At 59.7% G+C, this 16413-nt stretch carries 17 protein-coding genes; all 17 read right to left on the bottom strand.

What is annotated here, in order from left to right:
- Positions 1–3 precede the first annotated feature (3 nt).
- The 17 genes from pilM to mobA all read right to left on the bottom strand — a co-directional run bounded on the left by pilM (position 4) and on the right by mobA (position 16236).
- Positions 4–432, bottom strand: a complete 429-nt coding sequence (gene pilM / locus PSSD_RS06505; protein ID WP_058970018.1) for a type IV pilus biogenesis protein PilM — start codon at positions 430–432, stop codon at positions 4–6.
- 63 nt (positions 433–495) lie between these two features.
- Complete coding sequence (pilV, locus tag PSSD_RS06500; RefSeq protein ID WP_082672287.1) at positions 496–1728, bottom strand: shufflon system plasmid conjugative transfer pilus tip adhesin PilV; 1233 nt, start codon at positions 1726–1728, stop codon at positions 496–498.
- A 3-nt stretch (positions 1729–1731) separates the two neighbouring features.
- Complete coding sequence (locus PSSD_RS06495) at positions 1732–2670, bottom strand: ATPase, T2SS/T4P/T4SS family (protein ID WP_058970017.1); 939 nt, start codon at positions 2668–2670, stop codon at positions 1732–1734.
- Positions 2671–2713: 43 nt separating this feature from the next.
- On the bottom strand, positions 2714–3217 hold the full coding sequence (locus tag PSSD_RS06490) for a type 4 pilus major pilin (RefSeq protein WP_058970016.1): 504 nt from the start codon (positions 3215–3217) through the stop codon (positions 2714–2716).
- A 100-nt stretch (positions 3218–3317) separates the two neighbouring features.
- A complete protein-coding gene (locus tag PSSD_RS06485; protein WP_058970015.1) occupies positions 3318–4385 on the bottom strand; it encodes a type II secretion system F family protein in 1068 nt (355 codons plus the stop codon).
- Complete coding sequence (locus PSSD_RS06480; RefSeq protein WP_235589187.1) at positions 4382–5899, bottom strand: GspE/PulE family protein; 1518 nt, start codon at positions 5897–5899, stop codon at positions 4382–4384. The genes PSSD_RS06485 and PSSD_RS06480 overlap by 4 nt, the downstream gene beginning before the upstream one ends.
- Before the next feature lie 9 nt (positions 5900–5908).
- A complete protein-coding gene (pilP, locus tag PSSD_RS06475) occupies positions 5909–6334 on the bottom strand; it encodes a type IV pilus biogenesis protein PilP (protein ID WP_058970014.1) in 426 nt (141 codons plus the stop codon).
- Entirely contained in the window at positions 6321–7676 is a 1356-nt protein-coding gene (gene pilO2, locus PSSD_RS06470; protein WP_058970013.1) for a type 4b pilus protein PilO2, read from the bottom strand. The genes pilP and pilO2 overlap by 14 nt, the downstream gene beginning before the upstream one ends.
- 5 nt (positions 7677–7681) lie before the next feature.
- Complete coding sequence (pilN, locus tag PSSD_RS06465; protein ID WP_058970012.1) at positions 7682–9391, bottom strand: PilN family type IVB pilus formation outer membrane protein; 1710 nt, start codon at positions 9389–9391, stop codon at positions 7682–7684.
- Positions 9392–9517: 126 nt separating this feature from the next.
- Complete coding sequence (locus PSSD_RS06460; RefSeq protein ID WP_058970011.1) at positions 9518–9973, bottom strand: hypothetical protein; 456 nt, start codon at positions 9971–9973, stop codon at positions 9518–9520.
- Complete coding sequence (locus PSSD_RS06455) at positions 9973–11031, bottom strand: TcpQ domain-containing protein (protein WP_058970010.1); 1059 nt, start codon at positions 11029–11031, stop codon at positions 9973–9975. The genes PSSD_RS06460 and PSSD_RS06455 overlap by 1 nt, the downstream gene beginning before the upstream one ends.
- Before the next feature lie 327 nt (positions 11032–11358).
- Positions 11359–11967 (bottom strand): hypothetical protein, encoded by a 609-nt coding sequence (locus PSSD_RS06450; protein WP_058970009.1) that lies wholly within the window; start codon positions 11965–11967, stop codon positions 11359–11361.
- Between the two features lie 40 nt (positions 11968–12007).
- Positions 12008–12391 (bottom strand): hypothetical protein, encoded by a 384-nt coding sequence (locus tag PSSD_RS06445; RefSeq protein WP_058970008.1) that lies wholly within the window; start codon positions 12389–12391, stop codon positions 12008–12010.
- A 752-nt stretch (positions 12392–13143) separates the two neighbouring features.
- Positions 13144–13353 (bottom strand): TraY domain-containing protein, encoded by a 210-nt coding sequence (locus tag PSSD_RS06440; protein ID WP_058970007.1) that lies wholly within the window; start codon positions 13351–13353, stop codon positions 13144–13146.
- A gap of 201 nt (positions 13354–13554) precedes the next feature.
- On the bottom strand, positions 13555–13824 hold the full coding sequence (locus tag PSSD_RS06435; RefSeq protein WP_058970006.1) for a helix-turn-helix transcriptional regulator: 270 nt from the start codon (positions 13822–13824) through the stop codon (positions 13555–13557).
- Between the two features lie 109 nt (positions 13825–13933).
- Positions 13934–15895: a TraI/MobA(P) family conjugative relaxase gene (traI, locus tag PSSD_RS06430; protein ID WP_058970005.1), complete on the bottom strand. Its 1962-nt coding sequence runs from the start codon at positions 15893–15895 to the stop codon at positions 13934–13936.
- Positions 15895–16236, bottom strand: a complete 342-nt coding sequence (gene mobA / locus PSSD_RS06425) for a plasmid mobilization protein MobA (RefSeq protein ID WP_058970004.1) — start codon at positions 16234–16236, stop codon at positions 15895–15897. The genes traI and mobA overlap by 1 nt, the downstream gene beginning before the upstream one ends.
- Positions 16237–16413 lie beyond the last annotated feature (177 nt).

Raw genomic sequence — 16413 nt, 5'->3', positions numbered from 1 at the left:
GCGCTACCTCACGTAAACCACATAGCCGGCCGGAATAAAGTCGGGCCGGGCCAGTCGCCCTGACGGCGTGTTGATGCCAGCCGCATCGCTCAGCCCAAAGTGCGAACTGTTTTCTGTGTCCTCCATCAGCTGCGCATAGAAGCCCGGGGCTGAGGGGGTATACACGTAACCGGCTCCCCCACTGATGCGCAGCTGAATGGCGGCACTGCGCGGCAACCAGTCGGGCAGGGTTATCCGCGCGGCAGCATCCCCGTCGGCAGGAGTAGTGCCGGTCCAGAGGTCGTTGAAGGCGGAGACGTAGTGAAGAAACTGGCCCGACAGCTGCGCCTGCGTCGCGTTGGCCACGGTGTCCCTGTTCGCATCATTTACACAGGACAGCAGAATGCTCACCGCCGCGAGCAGCACGGCAGCGAAGAAAATGGAAGATCGCATGAGTTATCCGGTATGAGAGAGAAGCCTGAAGGGCGGGCGAGGTAAATAAGCCGTTCAGGCAGATTAATTAGCCGTGCAGAACACCGGCACCTGCCAGTTCTGCGTGTACCCCCCGCTGCAGTTCTGACCCAGCGTATTCCAGGATGACCAGTCTCCGTCGTGGTTTACGCGACCAACTTCCAGTGGCCACTCGCCTCCGCAGCTGTTAGCACACACGCGCACCGATGAGCCCGCCGTGCTTTTCCAGACGCCTCCCTGACAGGAGAGTAAGGCACCCGTGCCATCGCGGCTGACCGCCCCCCAGGTGTCACAGGATGTGCCGGCGGCATTTACCTGCTGCAGTTTAACCACCCCGCCAATCACGGCGTCATGCGCGCTGCGCAATGTCCCGTTGGCCAGCACGTCATTATTCGCCGTCACGTTACCGGCCGCCGTTATGCTGCTGTTTGAGGTGATGTTACCGTTGGCGACCATGCTGCTGCTCGTGGTGATGTTCCCGCCCGCCGCAATGTTGCTGCTGGAGGTAATGCTGCCGTTAGCATTAATGGTCCCGTTCGACTGGATGCTCTGCGTGGCGGTCAGCCGTGCCGTATTGACGTCGGCCGACGCGGTCAGCGTCTGCGTCCCGATGGTTTTCGCGCTGCTGATGTCGTTGCTGCCCATGTTCAGCGTGGTACCCATGGTGTTCAGCTCCGGGTGGCCCGCGACGCTGTGACGGTACAGATAGTCGTTAACCAGCGCGCCGTTGGAGTAGAAGCCGGCAATCACCACGCTGCCGTCGCCCGGGTTGTAGCCCCCGAACGCGGACAGGTTTTCCTGCCAGCTCCCGAGCGCGCCCTTCGCCACGCCGCTCTCGATATAGCCGCCCGCCGGCCCGATGTGGTTCGCGAGCTTGCGGGCGTCGCTGAGCGACAGCGTCGAGCCGCCGGTCAGGAACGTCATGGTGTGAAACTTGTTCGCCGAGGGCTGAAAAATCAGCGTCCGGTAGGTGGCCGTGTAGGCGTTCGTCGCCGAGTAGCCGGTCGGCAGATAGCCTGCCGTAATAAGCATCGGCACCGTCAGCGTGTAGCCTGCTGAGGCGCTGCTGTTGGCCGCGACGGTCGCCTGCTGGTCGGCGATGTAGCGGTTTACCGCTTTCTGCACCGTGTTGGCCTGTCCGGCCGCCACGTTCATGCGGTATTCCTCCGCCGCCCACAGCGTGAGGGGGATAAGCAGCGTAACGATAATGACGGCGACGACCCCGTAGGCCACCGTTGCATCGGTGATTTGCGCAATGCCCCGCTTCATCCTGCTCATGATCTAATCCTTAAAGTCATAGGTGATGGCGTTAAACTGGTCGTCAAAGTTGAACTGACCCGACGTGATTTTGGCGCGGATGGTATCGGCCGTGGTGGCATGCCGCAGGTTGAAGCCGGTGATGTCCACCTGACGCTGATTGTTGGCGGGATTCACCCGCATCTTCTGGTGCGCCAGCACGTACAGCGTGCTGGCAATATTGGCCTTGGCGGCCGGGCTGATTTCTTCACAGAACATCACGTAGCGCTCCAGCGCCTCCCGGATGGAGGCCGCGTGGATGGTCGACACCACGAACATGCTCAGGGAAGCCTTCAGCACCTCATGCGCCGTGGCGCCGTCGCGGATTTCACCCAGCAGAAACGCGGACGCCCCCATGCGATAGGCCTTGCGCGTGGCGCTGGCGTACCCTTCGCTTTCACCGACCTCCAGCTGGATGCATCGCCCGTCACCGTGACGGCCCTGCAGCAGCGTTTCCGCCGGGTCCTCAATCGAAACGCCGAGATTGCCGGTCACCGCGATGCGCCGGCTCAGGATGGCGGCAGCGGAGGTGGTCTTACCCGCCCCCATTTCTCCGGCAATGAGTATCAACCCCGTCGCGCCAGGATGCTCCACGGAGCGGCGCAGCGGCGTACTGAGGGGGATGTCAGCAAATGCCGGCAGCACCGCGGGCGTCTGACGCAGCACCAGACCGGTGCGCCCCAGCAGATCGCGGGACACGGTGGTGCGATAAAGGCGTCCGTCGTGAAAGCAGGAAAACTCGTTGCGCCCGCTTTCCTGATGACGTTGTTCACAGAGCGCGCGCAGCGCCTCAACGTCAGCAGCAAGCGGAGCAGGTACGGGGATAAGCAGGCGCGTGGCGCCCACCATCCCTTTAATTTCGGCGTAGTCTTCACCGAGGTAGAGATCGATAAAATCGGTCTCGCTGAGCGCGGTGGCGGTCATAGTCGGTCCCGATAGGGGCCGCCGTCAGACGGCGGCGGAGAAGTTAAGACTTGGTGGTAAACGTCAGGGTATTGTCACCGTCCACGCAGGCGGTAGCGGCGTTGGCCGCGGTAACCTCAGCGGTGTAGGTGGTGTTGTTGATTTTGGTGGACGCGAGGTCGGCGGTGCCGATGCTGCGTGCAACCTTCACGCAGTCACGCTGCGGCAGGCCTGCATCGGTCACGATAAAGCCTACGCCGTTGCCCTTCACCGTCACCTGACCGCCTGACTTGTTGTAAATCAGGTTGTTGGTAATGGTGTAGCTTTTCGAAATGCTCCCGCCCTTGACCAGCGCCGGCACGTAGTCGTCGGTGCCGTAGCCGCTGGATGAGCGCAGGTTGCGCGTTTCGTTCATCACCGTGGTGACGAGCGTGACCTCGCTTGTGCTGTTCACGTAGAAATAGGCCAGCGCGCCGGCGGCCACCACCAGGCTGATAACCACAATCATGATGCCCAGCGAACTGATGGAGTCAGTAATGTTCGCAATACCCTTTTTTAACTTCTTCATTTCATCACCTTTGAGGAGACACACGGAAAGAAGCCGCGCGGCGACGGGCCGGGCGGCTGACTGGAAAAAACATGGTGCGTTGAAGCGAACGGCCGTCCGCCTAGTTAAAGAAAAACGCCTTCTGGATGAGGCTGAACATGATGAGCATCAGTGAGGCAACCAGCACCCCGCACAGCAGCAGGCTGACGATGCGCAGGCGATCGCCGGTGCGCTCGACGCTGCTCACGGTGCGTTCAAGCCAGGTGGCCGCAAAGCGCTTGAGCGACCCTTCGCTGTTACGGGTCTCAAACAGGCTCTGCAGCTTGACGATGGCGCGCTCGTCCGGAAACTCGTAGTCCGTGGCGTCCAGCGCCACGCCGAGGTTCTTCTCACCGGAGGAGATAGCCAGCTCCAGCGCGTCAAGACGCTCGTAGAGCCAGGCCGAACGGGTGGATGCCTTCATGGTGGCCACGGCGCGCTCCATCGGTATCCCGGCCGCATCCATGGCGTTAACGTTCATAATGAACGCCGCGCCGTGAATACGCCGGTAAATGGACCACGGCGGAAAGCGGTCCAGGAAGAAGCGCAGGCGCCCGGTGAGCCGGGGTAGCGACCACACGACCAGCGAAACTACGCCGGCGAACAGCAGCAGCAGCGCCCACCACCAGTCTGAAAGCAGCAGGTAAAAGTAGTAAACCGCCGTCTGCAGGCCGTTCCACTGACTGAGCGGTACCGCCTGAATAATCACCGGGACCAGCATCATGCAGAACATGACCACCACGCCCACGGTCAGCAGCGTCAGGTACGCCGTCACGGCCACGGTCGATTTCACCGTGCCGCTGATGCGCCCGGTGCCGCTGGCGATATCCATGGCGTTAACGAAGCCGTCTGCCGGGCGACCGGCCAGGTCACAGGACTCGATGATGCTGAGTTCCTGATCCGGTATCCACTCGCGCAGCGAATCCGCGAGGCCAAAACCGGCGCCGAGGTTCTCCGCACACTCGGTGAGGATCTGCGCCACGGCATCGCCGGGTTTCTTCCCTCGACGGCTGTAGTTGTCGATAAGCTTCTGGTAGGTCTCTTTAGCGCCGCGGCCATCCAGCAGGTACTGACGGAAATCGTCATAGATTTCGATGCGATCCTGCGCGCTGAAGGTCGCCTGATATATCGCGCGGGCCAGTCTGTTCACAGGTCGCTCCCCGCTTTAAGCCGGGCGTCCCGGTCCAGGTTGATGATGCGGCGGTGTGCCCACACCGGATCCGTGACGCCGCTGTTTATCAGCCGCAGCAGGTTCTGACACAGCGTTACGCCGCCGCGCTCAATCCAGTCGAGATAGGCCGCCATCTTGCCCTGCCCGCTGTAGAGCCGCATAAAGCGGTTATCCGTTTCAATGACTTCGAAGATGCCGGTGCGCCCGTGGATACCCGTATGCCCGCAGCGCTCGCAGCCGCCGGGGTTGCGCAGAAATACGCCACGGACCTGAGCACAGGTCTCCACCATGTCCTGCATCACAGGGCTGACGCTGCTTCGCCCTTCCTGCCAGGGAATGCGGCAGTGCGTGCAGAGCAGCGGCACGAGCCGCAGGCCGACCAGGCAGGAAATAATGGTCGGATCGAACAGCAGGTCTTCGTCGACCCCGAAGCGGCGCAGGCGCTGAGGAATATCCGCAGGCGAGTTGGTGTGGATGGTGGTCAGTACGGGGGCGCCGGTCTGTATGGCCTCAACCACGCCGTTAGCGGTACCCGCATCGCGTACCTCACCGTTATAGATGCGGTCCGGGTCCATACGCAGCAGGTTTTTAATGGCTTCCGCAAAGGTCTGAAGGCCGAGCGGGGTCTGAAACACCCCCTCAATCGGCGACTCAATCGGGTCTTCCACGGACATGATGTTCTCGCCCGGATCATCACGTGCCAGAAACTCGGCGGAGACCTGACACACCGTGGACTTGCCGTGCCCGGTCGGGCCGCTGAAGAGGGTCCCGCCTGAGCTGGTCAGCGCACGCCGCAGCATGGTTTCTTCCGCAGGCGTCAGCCCCAGCTGCTCGAAGTGCAGGCTCTGCTTGCGGCGGCTCACCAGGCGCAGCGCGACCGCCAGCCGCCCCTGCCCGCCCGGACGGCTGGCAAAGCGGATGGTACTGAGGCCGTAGCCGTTCACGAACTCCTCGCGCACGCGCGCGTCGCAGGGCTCGGTGAAGCTCAGCGTGGTTTTGCTCTGCTCCTCGCTCATCGAGTTGTACAGCGCGTTAACGAGGCGCGTGCCCCACTCTGCCGAATGGGAGTGCATCGGCCGCAGGTTACCGTCGATGCGGTAAAGCACGCGCGTGTACTTGTGCTCGATGCGGATATGAATGTCCGAACCGCGCAGGCTGGTCGCTTCGGCTATTAAGCCGAGAATAAGGTTCTGAAAGTCGCTCGCGCCCGCCACGCTTTCGCTGCGGTCGCTGAACTGCTGCGAAATTTTCTCGAGCTCCTCGCGGTTGCACCAGGTCACGCCCGGGTTCAGCCCCTGGCTGCGCAGCTGCTCGCGCAGCTCAAAGTACTCGGTGCTGGCGTCCAGCTCGTTGAGCACGTACAGGCAGTGAGACTGGCTCTGCTCGTCGCGGATAAAGCGGACGCTCTCGCTGATAGCCGTGGAAAAGGGACGGCCACCGGGAGGGGGCGCAAGCGGCAGCAGGGTATGGGTTTTCTCACTCAGGTTCATCATGACGTCACCTCAGTTCAGGGTAAAGACGCGCCCGTCCAGCGCGCGCTTAATGACCACGCCGCGCATCGAAACGGACACCACGGTGTAGCCGCCGCTGACGCTGTCGCCCGGGCGCACCTGCGTGCTGCTGCCGTCCGTAAAGCTCAGCGTGGCCACCGTTCCCGCCACCTTTTCCAGTACCGGCAGCGTACTGGCCGGTGTGACCGCAGCCGGCGTGCCCGGAGGGCCGCCGGGCACCGCGGGGGTGGCCACCGGTACGGCAACGGTGTCAGCCTGCCCCGCCGCCATTTTTGCCTTGTTGTAGGCGGCCTGCGCGTCGTAAAACACGCGGCCGCTCTGCAGGCGATCGAGATCGCCCACCGTTTTAACGTCGGCTTCCGCGTGCGCAAAGCCGCAGGCCAGCAGCATCAGCGCTGCGTACTTAACGTTTTCCATAGAGCGATCCTGATATTTTGTAACGGGTGGAACCGTCAGAGGTGTTAATGCCCACGGTGATCTGTGAGAGGCGGATGCCGGTGAAGCCGGCGCCGGCGAATATGTCGCGCGGCGGGACGTCGGTTTCGGCAGAGAACTGATACTCCTGCCAGTCCTGCAGCGGCAGGTCTTCTCCCTCGCTGTTCTGCTTTACGTCCTTAATCGGCACCGCCGACACGGCGAGGTCGATGTTCAGCGACTGAAATCGCGAGATAAACTGCATCAGCCTCTCATCCGCCGGCACCATCGGGTCATCCCCTTCCGGCTTCTGCGTCTGCGGCAGGGTGAATGAGGCCTGGCTGCTGTCGGCAAAGCTGAACACCGGCGTGACGCCGAACAGCTTTTTCACTGCAGCGACGTAGTCGGCAGTGGTGGCAGCAGAATTTGTGCGCCGGAGGGACTGCACGCTGACGTCACCCTGCGCGCAGACCACCGTGACGGTCATCCAGCCCTCAATGGAGAGCGGCACGCGGTCCAGTACCTGCTGGCACTGCCCGACAAAGGCGCCCACCGAAGGCTGCTCCGTCCAGGGGTGGCGGAAGCTGTCCAGCGCCGCCTTGTAGCGCGCCTGCTTGTTCAGCTCGGCCTGCCGGGCCATCTCACGCTGTAGCGCCACGCGGGCCGCGGCTTCCCGCTCGCCCTCCACATGCAGCCAGAAGGCCAGCCCCGCCAGCGCCAGCGCGGTCACCGCTGCGGCCGCCATCAGCTGCCCCCGCGTCATGCCCCACGTCAGCGGTCGCAGCCGGAACTCTTTGCTCAGCAGCTTCGGCGCCAGCACCGCCTCAAGCTCAAGCGGCGCGGTCACGCCGGCGACAGCGGGATCGCCGTACACCGGCACCTCCAGGTCGCCCTTGCTGCCGCGCAGCTCACCGCGCAGGTCAATGAGCGTCTGGCGCAGCAGCCCGGCGGGATAGACCTTATCGGACCACGGGTGAATGCCGCCGCGCTCCGTCTTGCCGACCAGCGTGTACTGCAGGACGCCGTCCGGCCCTTCACCCAGCGACACCACGGCAATGCAGCAGCCCTCAAGCAGCGAAGCCAGCGCCACCGTCAGCGAAAAGGTGCCGCGCAGGCGGAGCCGTGTTTTCGGCGCAAAGCCGGCCTGAATGCTGTCGCTGCGCCGCACTGCAACCAGATCCAGCCCCTGCTCCTTACCGACGCGGCGTATCTCCTTCATGGGGTTACGCTGCGCGCGGATGGTCTGCCAGGTCAGGCCGACCACAAAGCGCCGCTGATTGATGGTCATCACGCGGATATCGCCGGAGTCCTGCGCGGGCGCCGGCGTCTTCCTGATTCTCTTCATGGCAGTTACCTGATGTAAGGCGTGACGGTAATGACGAAGGACTGGCGCGTCCGGTCGCCCGAGCGCTGGCCGCCGGTTATCTGGTTATCCGGTGACAGCTGGCCCTGCCGGTTTGAGGTGGCCACGTTCTGCTCCAGGCCGCTGATGACCACGGTCTGGCCGGGTTTCAGCCAGACGCGCTGCGGAACCGAACGCGAGTCCACCTCCGGCGCCTCCAGCTTCTCGGTGTCCGAGCTGATTTCGCGCAGCTGGATGAGGCTGGAGATGTTCAGGAACATGTTCAGCATCATGCGGTCGCCGCCGTCGAGAATCTTCGGGAAGATGGTGATGTTGGTTCCGGTGGTCACCGAGCCCGGCGTCAGCGTCTGCGACGGCAGCGTGGTGCTGCCCGTGGAGTACACCGTCGTGGAAACGCTCTTGAGATAGGCTATCTGACGCCCTACCACCACGGACGCGGAGGCCATGTTCGTGGTCATCAGCGGGATGGTGCGCACGTCCGCCACCTTCGCCTGCTTCGAGAGGGCGTCAAACAGGAACGAGGACCCGGCAAACTGCCGCGCCGCGCCGGTGGCCGTATCCAGCACCGAGAAGCTGACCGAGCCCGCGTCGGCCACGGTGCCTGACGGCCCGGCGAGGTTAATGCCGTACTTGCCGGCCAGCGTTTTGTAGATGACGTTCCAGTCAATACCGACCGCATCGCTTGTTTCGGTGTTGACGGTGTAAATCACCACCTTGAGGTTAACCTGACGGCTCAGCGCCTTGTTTTCAGAGGTCAGATAGTCGCCGATACGGCGGACCACCTCTGGCACGTCGGTGACGACAACGGTTCCGGTCGTCTTGTTCATGTCGAGGCGCCCTACGCCGGGCGTCAGCATGCTCTCCGCGGTGGATTTAAGGTCGTCATACAGGTTATTGCCCATCGCGACGTCGGACTTCAGGCTCGTGCCGCTTTCACCGGAGACGCCGCCGCTGGAGCTTGAGCCCGAACTGCCGGAACCCGTGCCCCCGTCTGAGCTGCTGCTGTTGGACACGCCGCTGACTACCGAGCCGGTGAGCGCGTATTTGGCGTCCGAAGGCTCGATATCAAAGCGCGCCGTCTGCAGGTAGAAGAACGTCACCATCCCGTCCTCGTACTTCCACGAAATCCCCAGGCGGGCGGTCACGATATCCAGCAGGCCACCGAGGTTGCCGGTGTAGGTTACCCCCGAAAACGTCCGCGAAGTGCCGGCCGACGGCGCGGTCGCGCTGGCCGTGGTACCAGTGCTGAACGAATCCAGCGGACGCATATCGCCGGCGGTCGGCAGGGCGGGCGATGGCACGCTGGCCAGTCGCTGCGTCGGCGAGCCGCTCTGGCCACCCCCGCCACCCAGCGCCGCCGCTGCATCAGGCGTGACGCGCGTGCGGATGTGACAGACCGTCGCAATGTCCTGGCTGAACTGCCAGATGTCCTGCGGCTTGACGGCCCGGTAAGGCATGTTGCAGTTCACCACCTCACGGGGGGCGTCGTACTTTGCGACCGGCAGCGGCACGGGGCTGACGTACTGGCTGTTCTGAAACTGCACCACCGGGCGGTTTTCCGCGGCCTGGCGGATAAGCGAGGAGGCCTCATCGGCGGTGCTGCCTGCCGAGCGCTGAACGGCATTGATGCGCTCCAGGGCGCATCCCTGCAGCAGCGTGCTGCAGATGAGCACGCCTATCGTGGATTTTCTAAACATGGTTGTTCCTGTTGCAGATGACGGTCAGGATCGGCGCCAGGCGGCAGCAGGAGACCCTGAGGGATTAAGGTGCGGGAAAAGGCACGTCACGACGTGACGCATTGCCGTGATGAGAGAGCCGGGGCGCTAACATGATGCGGCAGCGATAGCAGACCGCGTGCCTCTGAAGGTGGCCAGCGGCTGTACGTTTAGGTAGACCGCGCGCTCGCGGCAGGTAAATCGGTCATCAAAGATGACCGGATGATAAGACGGGCAGGCATCCGGCAGGCTGAGGATAACCGTGATGTCGATGAGGTCGTTTGCAATGACGTCGATTTCAACAAAAAGATCGTCGGTATTTTCCTCATGCCCGCCGGGCCCCTCCGCTTCCCACAGCCACGCCACCCTGCTGAGCTCAGAAAGCAGATACCCACCGCAGTACGCGCCATGTCTAGAAAGAAACAGGCGTAGCGCGCGCGTCAGAGGATCGTCTTCACATCGTGTAGCGGTATCAGCAAGCAGCGTCCTGATTAACCGGATACACGCGCTTCGTGAGAAAAACGCCTGCGCGCTCAGGGGGAAAGTCTGTGTCTGTATGAGCATCAGCGCGTCTCCTTAACTGCGGCGTTCGGTGTCGCTGAAACCGCCCCCGGTGGCGCGTCACTGATAACGACCAGACATTGCTGCCGGTAGCCGCTGACAAACAGGGGCACCTGTGCGGAATGCCAGAGGGTAAACAGCTGCGCCGTCGCATCCTCAAAGTTTGCGGCATGGAACGTCAGCGTGTAGTCAATCGGGTAATTGGTGCCAGTATCCCAGCGGACCGTCCATTTAGGCTTATCCGACGCACAGACCTCCTGCGACACCCACTGCTCATATCCCTGCCTGAGGGTCGTGCCCTTCTCAATCTTCCAGACGCGCAGCACAGGTGCTGGCGCCACTGCATTAACAGGCGTCACCGGTACGACGCCAGTTACTGCGGCTTTGTTGCCCCTGAACGGGTTGCGGCCGGTAGAAGACTCATTACCGCTTTTAACGTTGCCGGCGGGCGTCGCCTTCACTGCAGATGCAGCAGGCACCAGGGGCACAGCAGACTTTCCTGTGCCCGGCAACGCCTGTGCGTGCTGCGATGCCGCGATAGTGACGGTATGGGTCTTGTCGTTCAGCGTGGCCTTCAGACCGCGAGCCGAGAGCATTTTGTCAGCGACGTAGGGCCAGCGATCGTTCCCGGTCCAGCGCCACAGCTCCGGCGCATCGGCGGAAACGGTCTTGTCGAACACCACGGTCTGCCCGGGTGGCACGATTTTGCGCAGGGCCGCGCGAAGTGTGGGAGCCGCGCCGTCTTGCCGGATAAAGCCGTCGGCCGGACCTGCTCCCGTTGCAGATGCCGGAGGCGCTGACGCGGGCTTAACCGTCAGCGCTGAACCGCTGGCCGCTCCCGGCGTGAATGCTTTTACGGGTTTCGCCGCAGGCGAGACTGGCCGCTGCGCCGAGGGTCCGGTCTGGTGCACCCGGTACTGCATGGCGCTGATGTCGGCCGCGCTGCGCGAGAGCATGCTGTCCACCACGCTCCCGGAAGGCGGCCCGGTATAAACCGTCTGCTGCGCGCAGCCGGTCAGCAGCAGGACCGGTATCAGCCCTGCCCGTTCGGTAAATGACATAGAGAAAACTCCGGATAACTCAGGGCTGCACCGTCTCTGCGGCGGCCGGAGCCGGACCGGCAAAAACCGTGCGGAAAGGCAGGGATAACCTGCCGGTCAGAAACGAAGTTGCAGCGCCGGGTGCCTCCCGGTGCTCTGGCCGTACTGGCAATCTCCAGAGCGGTTTTAGACTTTGAGCACCAACCGATCGTGTAATCGTTGATACCAGTTCTCCGCGAGCGCATAGCCGCATTCACCACAACGAAAAGCGCACTGACCGGTAAGGGAAAGTGCGCTTTTCAGTGGGGTGATTCGATATTAAGGACGCCCGGCGGGACCGGGCTGACATCATGCAGAAAATCTTGCGCCGATAAGCCAGACAAGCCAGCCGTCCCGGACAGAGTGGACTGTGACAACGGTATCACCATCTTTCAACATCACGCGTCCGCTTTCGTGCACTTCATCCCCGGTTATGCCACTGTCTGCAGACGGAAGCCGTGCGCTCAGGCTGAACTTGACCACTCGCGATGCAAGCCTGCGGATTTCAGGCCCTGCTGTCAGCGTGGCACTGTACGAATCGTACGTATTCGACAGCGCGACCGGAAGCGGCTCGCCTTCTGTCGTGCTGCCCGCATAACGGACGATGTTCTGGCTGCGTCGGTCCTTAAAAAGGCGCTCTGCAATACCCTCAGCCGACGCAGAGCTCACGATTTCCGTACTGTCAGAATTCAGCGACTCCGGCGAAATGTGCCGCGATACCTTAAGAAGTTTCATCAGATCACGCTGGTCAGCCCGGACATGCCAGACGCTCAGATTGAATACGGTGCAGCCCTGACAGGTAGTTGCGCCGGAAGCCGGTGGCGGGGCATTCATTTTATGATAGCTGCAGGAGGTCATGGCCAGAGGACAGGCGAGCGCCAGCAAAAGCCCGGCACGCCCCAGAAAGGAACGGTTCATAATGGGTATCCATGCTAAATCGGGAGAATAAGACCCGCCGTCAGGCGGCGGATGCGGTGTTCTGCGATGTGATCAAAGTCGAAGCGGACGTAACGGCAGGGGATGACTCGCATTGCTCAAACCAGAAAACAACGGGATCAGCTTTGACGCGACAGAGCCCGAAACGCAGAGCCGTGCGAAAATTAGCGCTGTGACGCTGGGCCCGTTCCACCTGTTCAGCCAGCAGCGCGCGAAAAGCTTCGGGTGACGCGTTACCTTTAGTAGCGCGACACTCCTTACACACTGGCGCAATACCGCCCTGCACATAATCCTCGCCAATAAATTCTGCATGCCACTCTCTGGCAGGCAGCTTACTGCCGCAGAAGGCGCAGCGCCCTCTGAACTGTTCACGCAGCGCTTCCCGTTTTCGTTTTGTTAGATTCATGTTATCCCCTGATTGTTTCCTGAATACGTCCCACATCTCTGAGATGCCTGTCATGTAATATCAGTTCGGCCGGAACAGCGCCGGGCTGACCCACTCACAGGGAGTGGGCCCGCACAGACTGCTCTGTGTCATCTTTGCGTTATGTGGTGTATGACGTCAGGGAAACCCGTTCGCGACTGCGTGTATACGCTAGACTAATCATCACCAGATACAGGTTGTGCCCAGTGGAACGCACCGGGGCCTCATGCAATAAATGCATCGGTCGAACTGGCTACATCGAACTGATTCGCAGGGAGAAACCGAAGAAACTGGTAAACAACCCTTTCGCATCTGCGCGTATGCGCAGTGCTAATACACTCCGGAAAATCCTTCCCTTAAACCGACGCCGCTAGACCCGCTGGCGCCAGAAAAGAGGTATCGAACTGATTCGCAGGGATATAAACGTGATACCCACAATTCCGACTTTGAGTTGTGCCCGTCAGCGAAATAAGCGACCTGTAATGCATGCCTCAGTCGCTTATAACCTGCCCCGTAATGCTGTGGGTTCCCCTGATGTGATTCTGGCCATGACATAGCCTCCGGACGTCTTCCGCGCACCGTTAAAGCATGCCGGCAAGAGAGGACCTTGAGATCAGGGTTTCGGGCACATTGTTAAAGAGCAGAGGCTGATTTCGGGCAAAAAGAAGCCCTGCGCGAATGCGCATAATTCATCAGAAATGAGTGCCAGCAATTAATGTGCTGGCTCAGATAATCTATAAATCTTTGCTGCCGGTTCCGGCAGGAAAACGTTGCCCTGGTGTCGCAATCGATTCGAACAAATCAAGATGGTCTTCTAAACGAAACAGCGCTTCTGTGACTTTCGCACGGCCGGATTTCTTGGCTGAAGCGGATAGCTTTTCGTTCAGTTCCGTAGACATGTACAGCATGATTGCGATGCCTTTATGGTTTTTGGGGGCTGCCATGTCAACTCCGTGTATGCGTTATGTAAGCATTAAGTAAGTGACCGCCATTAAATAGGATTGGTCCTAATTATGGAACCCTGCTTTTTTTGGCAGGGTGATACTATGTGTATGTTTAATAAGAACTAACAAAAAAAAGCCTGCTTTTTTTTGCAGGCTCTAAGGTTAAACTTGTTTTAAGTTAAATTTTTAAGGCTGATACAGCTATTCCTTGAAAATATAGATAGCTATGTGCATGAGGACTCGATTGATAACTGAGGTACGCAACAATTTCATTGAACTAACACCAAGCTTCTTCTGAGCAGAGCTCATAGATTCCTTAACTGTGTTAGGTGCTACATCTCGGAGTTCAGCAAGTTCCTCAACTGATAAATTATTAAATACAAGCATGCAAACATGCACAGCCTGTAATTCAGTTAGTTCAGGAAAAAACTTGCCCATTGCAGAAAATTGACTAGGATCCACGGCAGCCATGATGACCTCTCATGCAGGTTAAATTGGTTAGCTGGTTGTACAGGGTTCCAGCCTGTGCAATCAGCGACTAAATACTTCCGTTTGGCTTATGTCTCTCTTTTTAATCTCCTCATGGTCGTGGTAAATCTCTGATAACAGAGCGCAGGTTTTCATCATCCCTGAACTCCGGTTCGGCTTGTTTCATCTCAGGTTGTACACTGCGGTTCCTGATACTTTCTTCTGTCGCAAGTACCCTCGCCATCAACTCAGGATCGCTGACTTTAAAGACGCGGTCGTCACGGTTATTCACATTGCGAATAACCCCTGAATACAGCACCCGGTTAACGGCTTTTGGTTCTCCGCTCAGAACAGTGTTGTCTCCGCTTCTCCGTGCAGTCAGTTCAGCCGCAAGGTCGTTATTGAAGCGGTCTGAAATGGTGTCAGGAGCAGGGTAAACTTCAACTCGGTCACCAAAGTCGGTTACAGCGGGTTTATCGTCGCGCAGATAGCTGACTGTACCGTCACGAAGCAGGCGCGTTTCGTGTTCGCTGGATTTAATTGCCGGAGCATTATCTCCCGCGCCGTAATGAACAATGGCGTTAGGTTCCGGCCACGCATTTTTCTGCTGACGTGCAGCCCGTTTCTCACGGTAAGCCCAGCCGCGCATCTGGCTGAGCGCAGCTACGTCTCCTCTGAAAGCTTCACGTTCAACCCATGACTTCCAGCTCAGCGGACGATTGTCTCCTGTCTCTTTCAGAGTCTGACGCTCATCACGCAGCTGCAGGCGCAGTTCGGCCATCGCCTTCATCTTTTCAAACTCGGCCACGCGGTACATCAGTTTGCGCATCAGCGGGTCTCTGACGGTGTCGCGGACGTGGGCCTTGGCGACCACACAGTGTGAGGCAATCTGACGGAACCGTTCGCCCGCGCGCAGGTCTGGTTTTTCCCAGCCACTGCGGTACGCGTCATAACGTGCACGCAGGATATCGCGCGCAATCGCACGGGCTTCTCTGCGTTCCTGACGCGCTTCCTGATCGCGCACGTGCAGCTGAGGCATATAGAATTTATCAACGACGAGTATCCCTGCTTCATGATTGTCAGGATCGGATGCAGGGGGTGCCGGTTGATAATCACCCCAGCGCTTAACCATGGCCGTATGGCTGATAGCAGGGTGAACGTCAGACGCTTTCACGCTGACACCATCCGGATTCATCAGATCGTAAACGGCGAGTCCACCCTGCTGTTCGCGCAGACCGAGTCCACGCGTATAAAGCACGTTATGAACCAGCGGCCAGTCCAAGCAATCCTGCTCTGCAAAGTCATTAAGCATCTGACGGGTTTCCCGTACCGCATAACCGTGCAGACTTTCTTTGTCTGAGAAGATTTCACGCTTGGCTGCACCGCGCGGAGTTGATGGCATATCTCGACGGGTACGATGAAGGTCACCGTACGCATCCATATGCCAGCTGCCGTTATCCACTTTAAAGCCGAGCTCGCGCTCAAGAACGCGGCAGCATTTCTGCAACTCGTCAGCGTCGTTCCACATGTTCTGCGCGCGGAACGTGGTCGGGTGAACGCGGTTAGCCGACACGTGACAATGGATGTTGTCCGTATCGCGGTGAATGGCAGCCACGTACTGGTGCTCTTCCATGCCCAGCTGTTTGAGGCTGTAACGCACTGAGCGGAATATCGCATCGGGTGACGGGTCTTCGTCGCCCTGCCACGACAAAATAAAGTGATATACCGCGTCTTTACAGTGGCGGTTCTGGTCTGCCGTCATGTTCATTTCTGACGCGGCAGTTTCAAGTGACCAGCAGTTGGTCTCGCACAGCACCTCACCGGAGAGCACGCGCTGAATGCCCTCGGGTGAAGTGCTGACGATTTCAGTAGCCGGTGTGGCACGCTTACGTCCGACGTAATCGACCAGCTGACCGAAGCCTGGCGTGGCGATGTGCTCATTACCGGTGCTATGAACCGCTTCGTGTGTCACAGCTTCGCCAGGTTTTTTTTCCTCGCGCGTGCTCACGTAGTTAACCAGCTTTTTGAAGCTGGTCTTCTTATCGCGACGCTTTGGCGGGATGATCACGTTCATCAGTCTTTAATGTCCTCGACCGGCACTGGCGTCATGTCCAGTGCGTTAATGGCGTGTTTGATGCTGGTCAGAACTTCGGAAAACTGGTGGCTCAGTTCGGTTGTCATGTTCGACTGCATCTGGGTATACAGGTGTTTCTGCAGGCCGCCCAGTCGCAGCAGCTCGTTCATCATGCGAATGTCAGTGCGCACGGTAATGCGGCGGTTCAGTGCCGTACGGCGCAGATATTCAGACGTTGTCAGCCCTGCGGCAATGGCCTTCTTTTTAATGGCGTCCGCCTCAGCATCAGTACAGCGGAGCTGGATAAGAGTGTTCTTCTGACGCTTTTCACTTTTCGACATAACTCAACCTTGGCACATTACCCGGGTCTCGGGGCGGAGCCCTGAGCAGGTCGTTTTGGCGTTATCGTCTGCGTGCAGGCGGTAATGACAAAACATTTCCTGTCCTGTCTTTTAATTGACTGTTCATATTTTGCCACTTAGCTGGTCAGAAGTAAACCAGCGTCATGCGGAGTGTTT

Source organism: Type-D symbiont of Plautia stali (assembly GCF_001485335.1).
Lineage (GTDB): Bacteria > Pseudomonadota > Gammaproteobacteria > Enterobacterales > Enterobacteriaceae > Pantoea > Pantoea vagans_C.
This window is presented reverse-complemented; position numbering and strand designations above follow the sequence as displayed.

Excerpts from the sequence above, each read along its gene's own strand:
- PSSD_RS06455 (WP_058970010.1), bottom strand. The coding sequence starts at position 11,031 with ATGTCATTTACCGAACGGGCAGGGCTGATACCGGTCCTGCTGCTGACC.
- PSSD_RS06495 (WP_058970017.1), bottom strand. The coding sequence starts at position 2,670 with ATGACCGCCACCGCGCTCAGCGAGACCGATTTTATCGATCTCTACCTC.
- PSSD_RS06440 (WP_058970007.1), bottom strand. The coding sequence starts at position 13,353 with ATGGCAGCCCCCAAAAACCATAAAGGCATCGCAATCATGCTGTACATG.
- mobA (WP_058970004.1), bottom strand. The coding sequence starts at position 16,236 with ATGTCGAAAAGTGAAAAGCGTCAGAAGAACACTCTTATCCAGCTCCGC.
- PSSD_RS06460 (WP_058970011.1), bottom strand. The coding sequence starts at position 9,973 with ATGCTCATACAGACACAGACTTTCCCCCTGAGCGCGCAGGCGTTTTTC.
- pilV (WP_082672287.1), bottom strand. The coding sequence starts at position 1,728 with ATGAGCAGGATGAAGCGGGGCATTGCGCAAATCACCGATGCAACGGTG.
- PSSD_RS06480 (WP_235589187.1), bottom strand. The coding sequence starts at position 5,899 with ATGATGAACCTGAGTGAGAAAACCCATACCCTGCTGCCGCTTGCGCCC.
- PSSD_RS06450 (WP_058970009.1), bottom strand. The coding sequence starts at position 11,967 with ATGAACCGTTCCTTTCTGGGGCGTGCCGGGCTTTTGCTGGCGCTCGCC.
- pilO2 (WP_058970013.1), bottom strand. The coding sequence starts at position 7,676 with ATGAAGAGAATCAGGAAGACGCCGGCGCCCGCGCAGGACTCCGGCGAT.
- pilM (WP_058970018.1), bottom strand. The coding sequence starts at position 432 with ATGCGATCTTCCATTTTCTTCGCTGCCGTGCTGCTCGCGGCGGTGAGC.
- traI (WP_058970005.1), bottom strand. The coding sequence starts at position 15,895 with ATGAACGTGATCATCCCGCCAAAGCGTCGCGATAAGAAGACCAGCTTC.
- PSSD_RS06445 (WP_058970008.1), bottom strand. The coding sequence starts at position 12,391 with ATGAATCTAACAAAACGAAAACGGGAAGCGCTGCGTGAACAGTTCAGA.
- pilP (WP_058970014.1), bottom strand. The coding sequence starts at position 6,334 with ATGGAAAACGTTAAGTACGCAGCGCTGATGCTGCTGGCCTGCGGCTTT.
- PSSD_RS06435 (WP_058970006.1), bottom strand. The coding sequence starts at position 13,824 with ATGGCTGCCGTGGATCCTAGTCAATTTTCTGCAATGGGCAAGTTTTTT.
- PSSD_RS06490 (WP_058970016.1), bottom strand. The coding sequence starts at position 3,217 with ATGAAGAAGTTAAAAAAGGGTATTGCGAACATTACTGACTCCATCAGT.
- pilN (WP_058970012.1), bottom strand. The coding sequence starts at position 9,391 with ATGTTTAGAAAATCCACGATAGGCGTGCTCATCTGCAGCACGCTGCTG.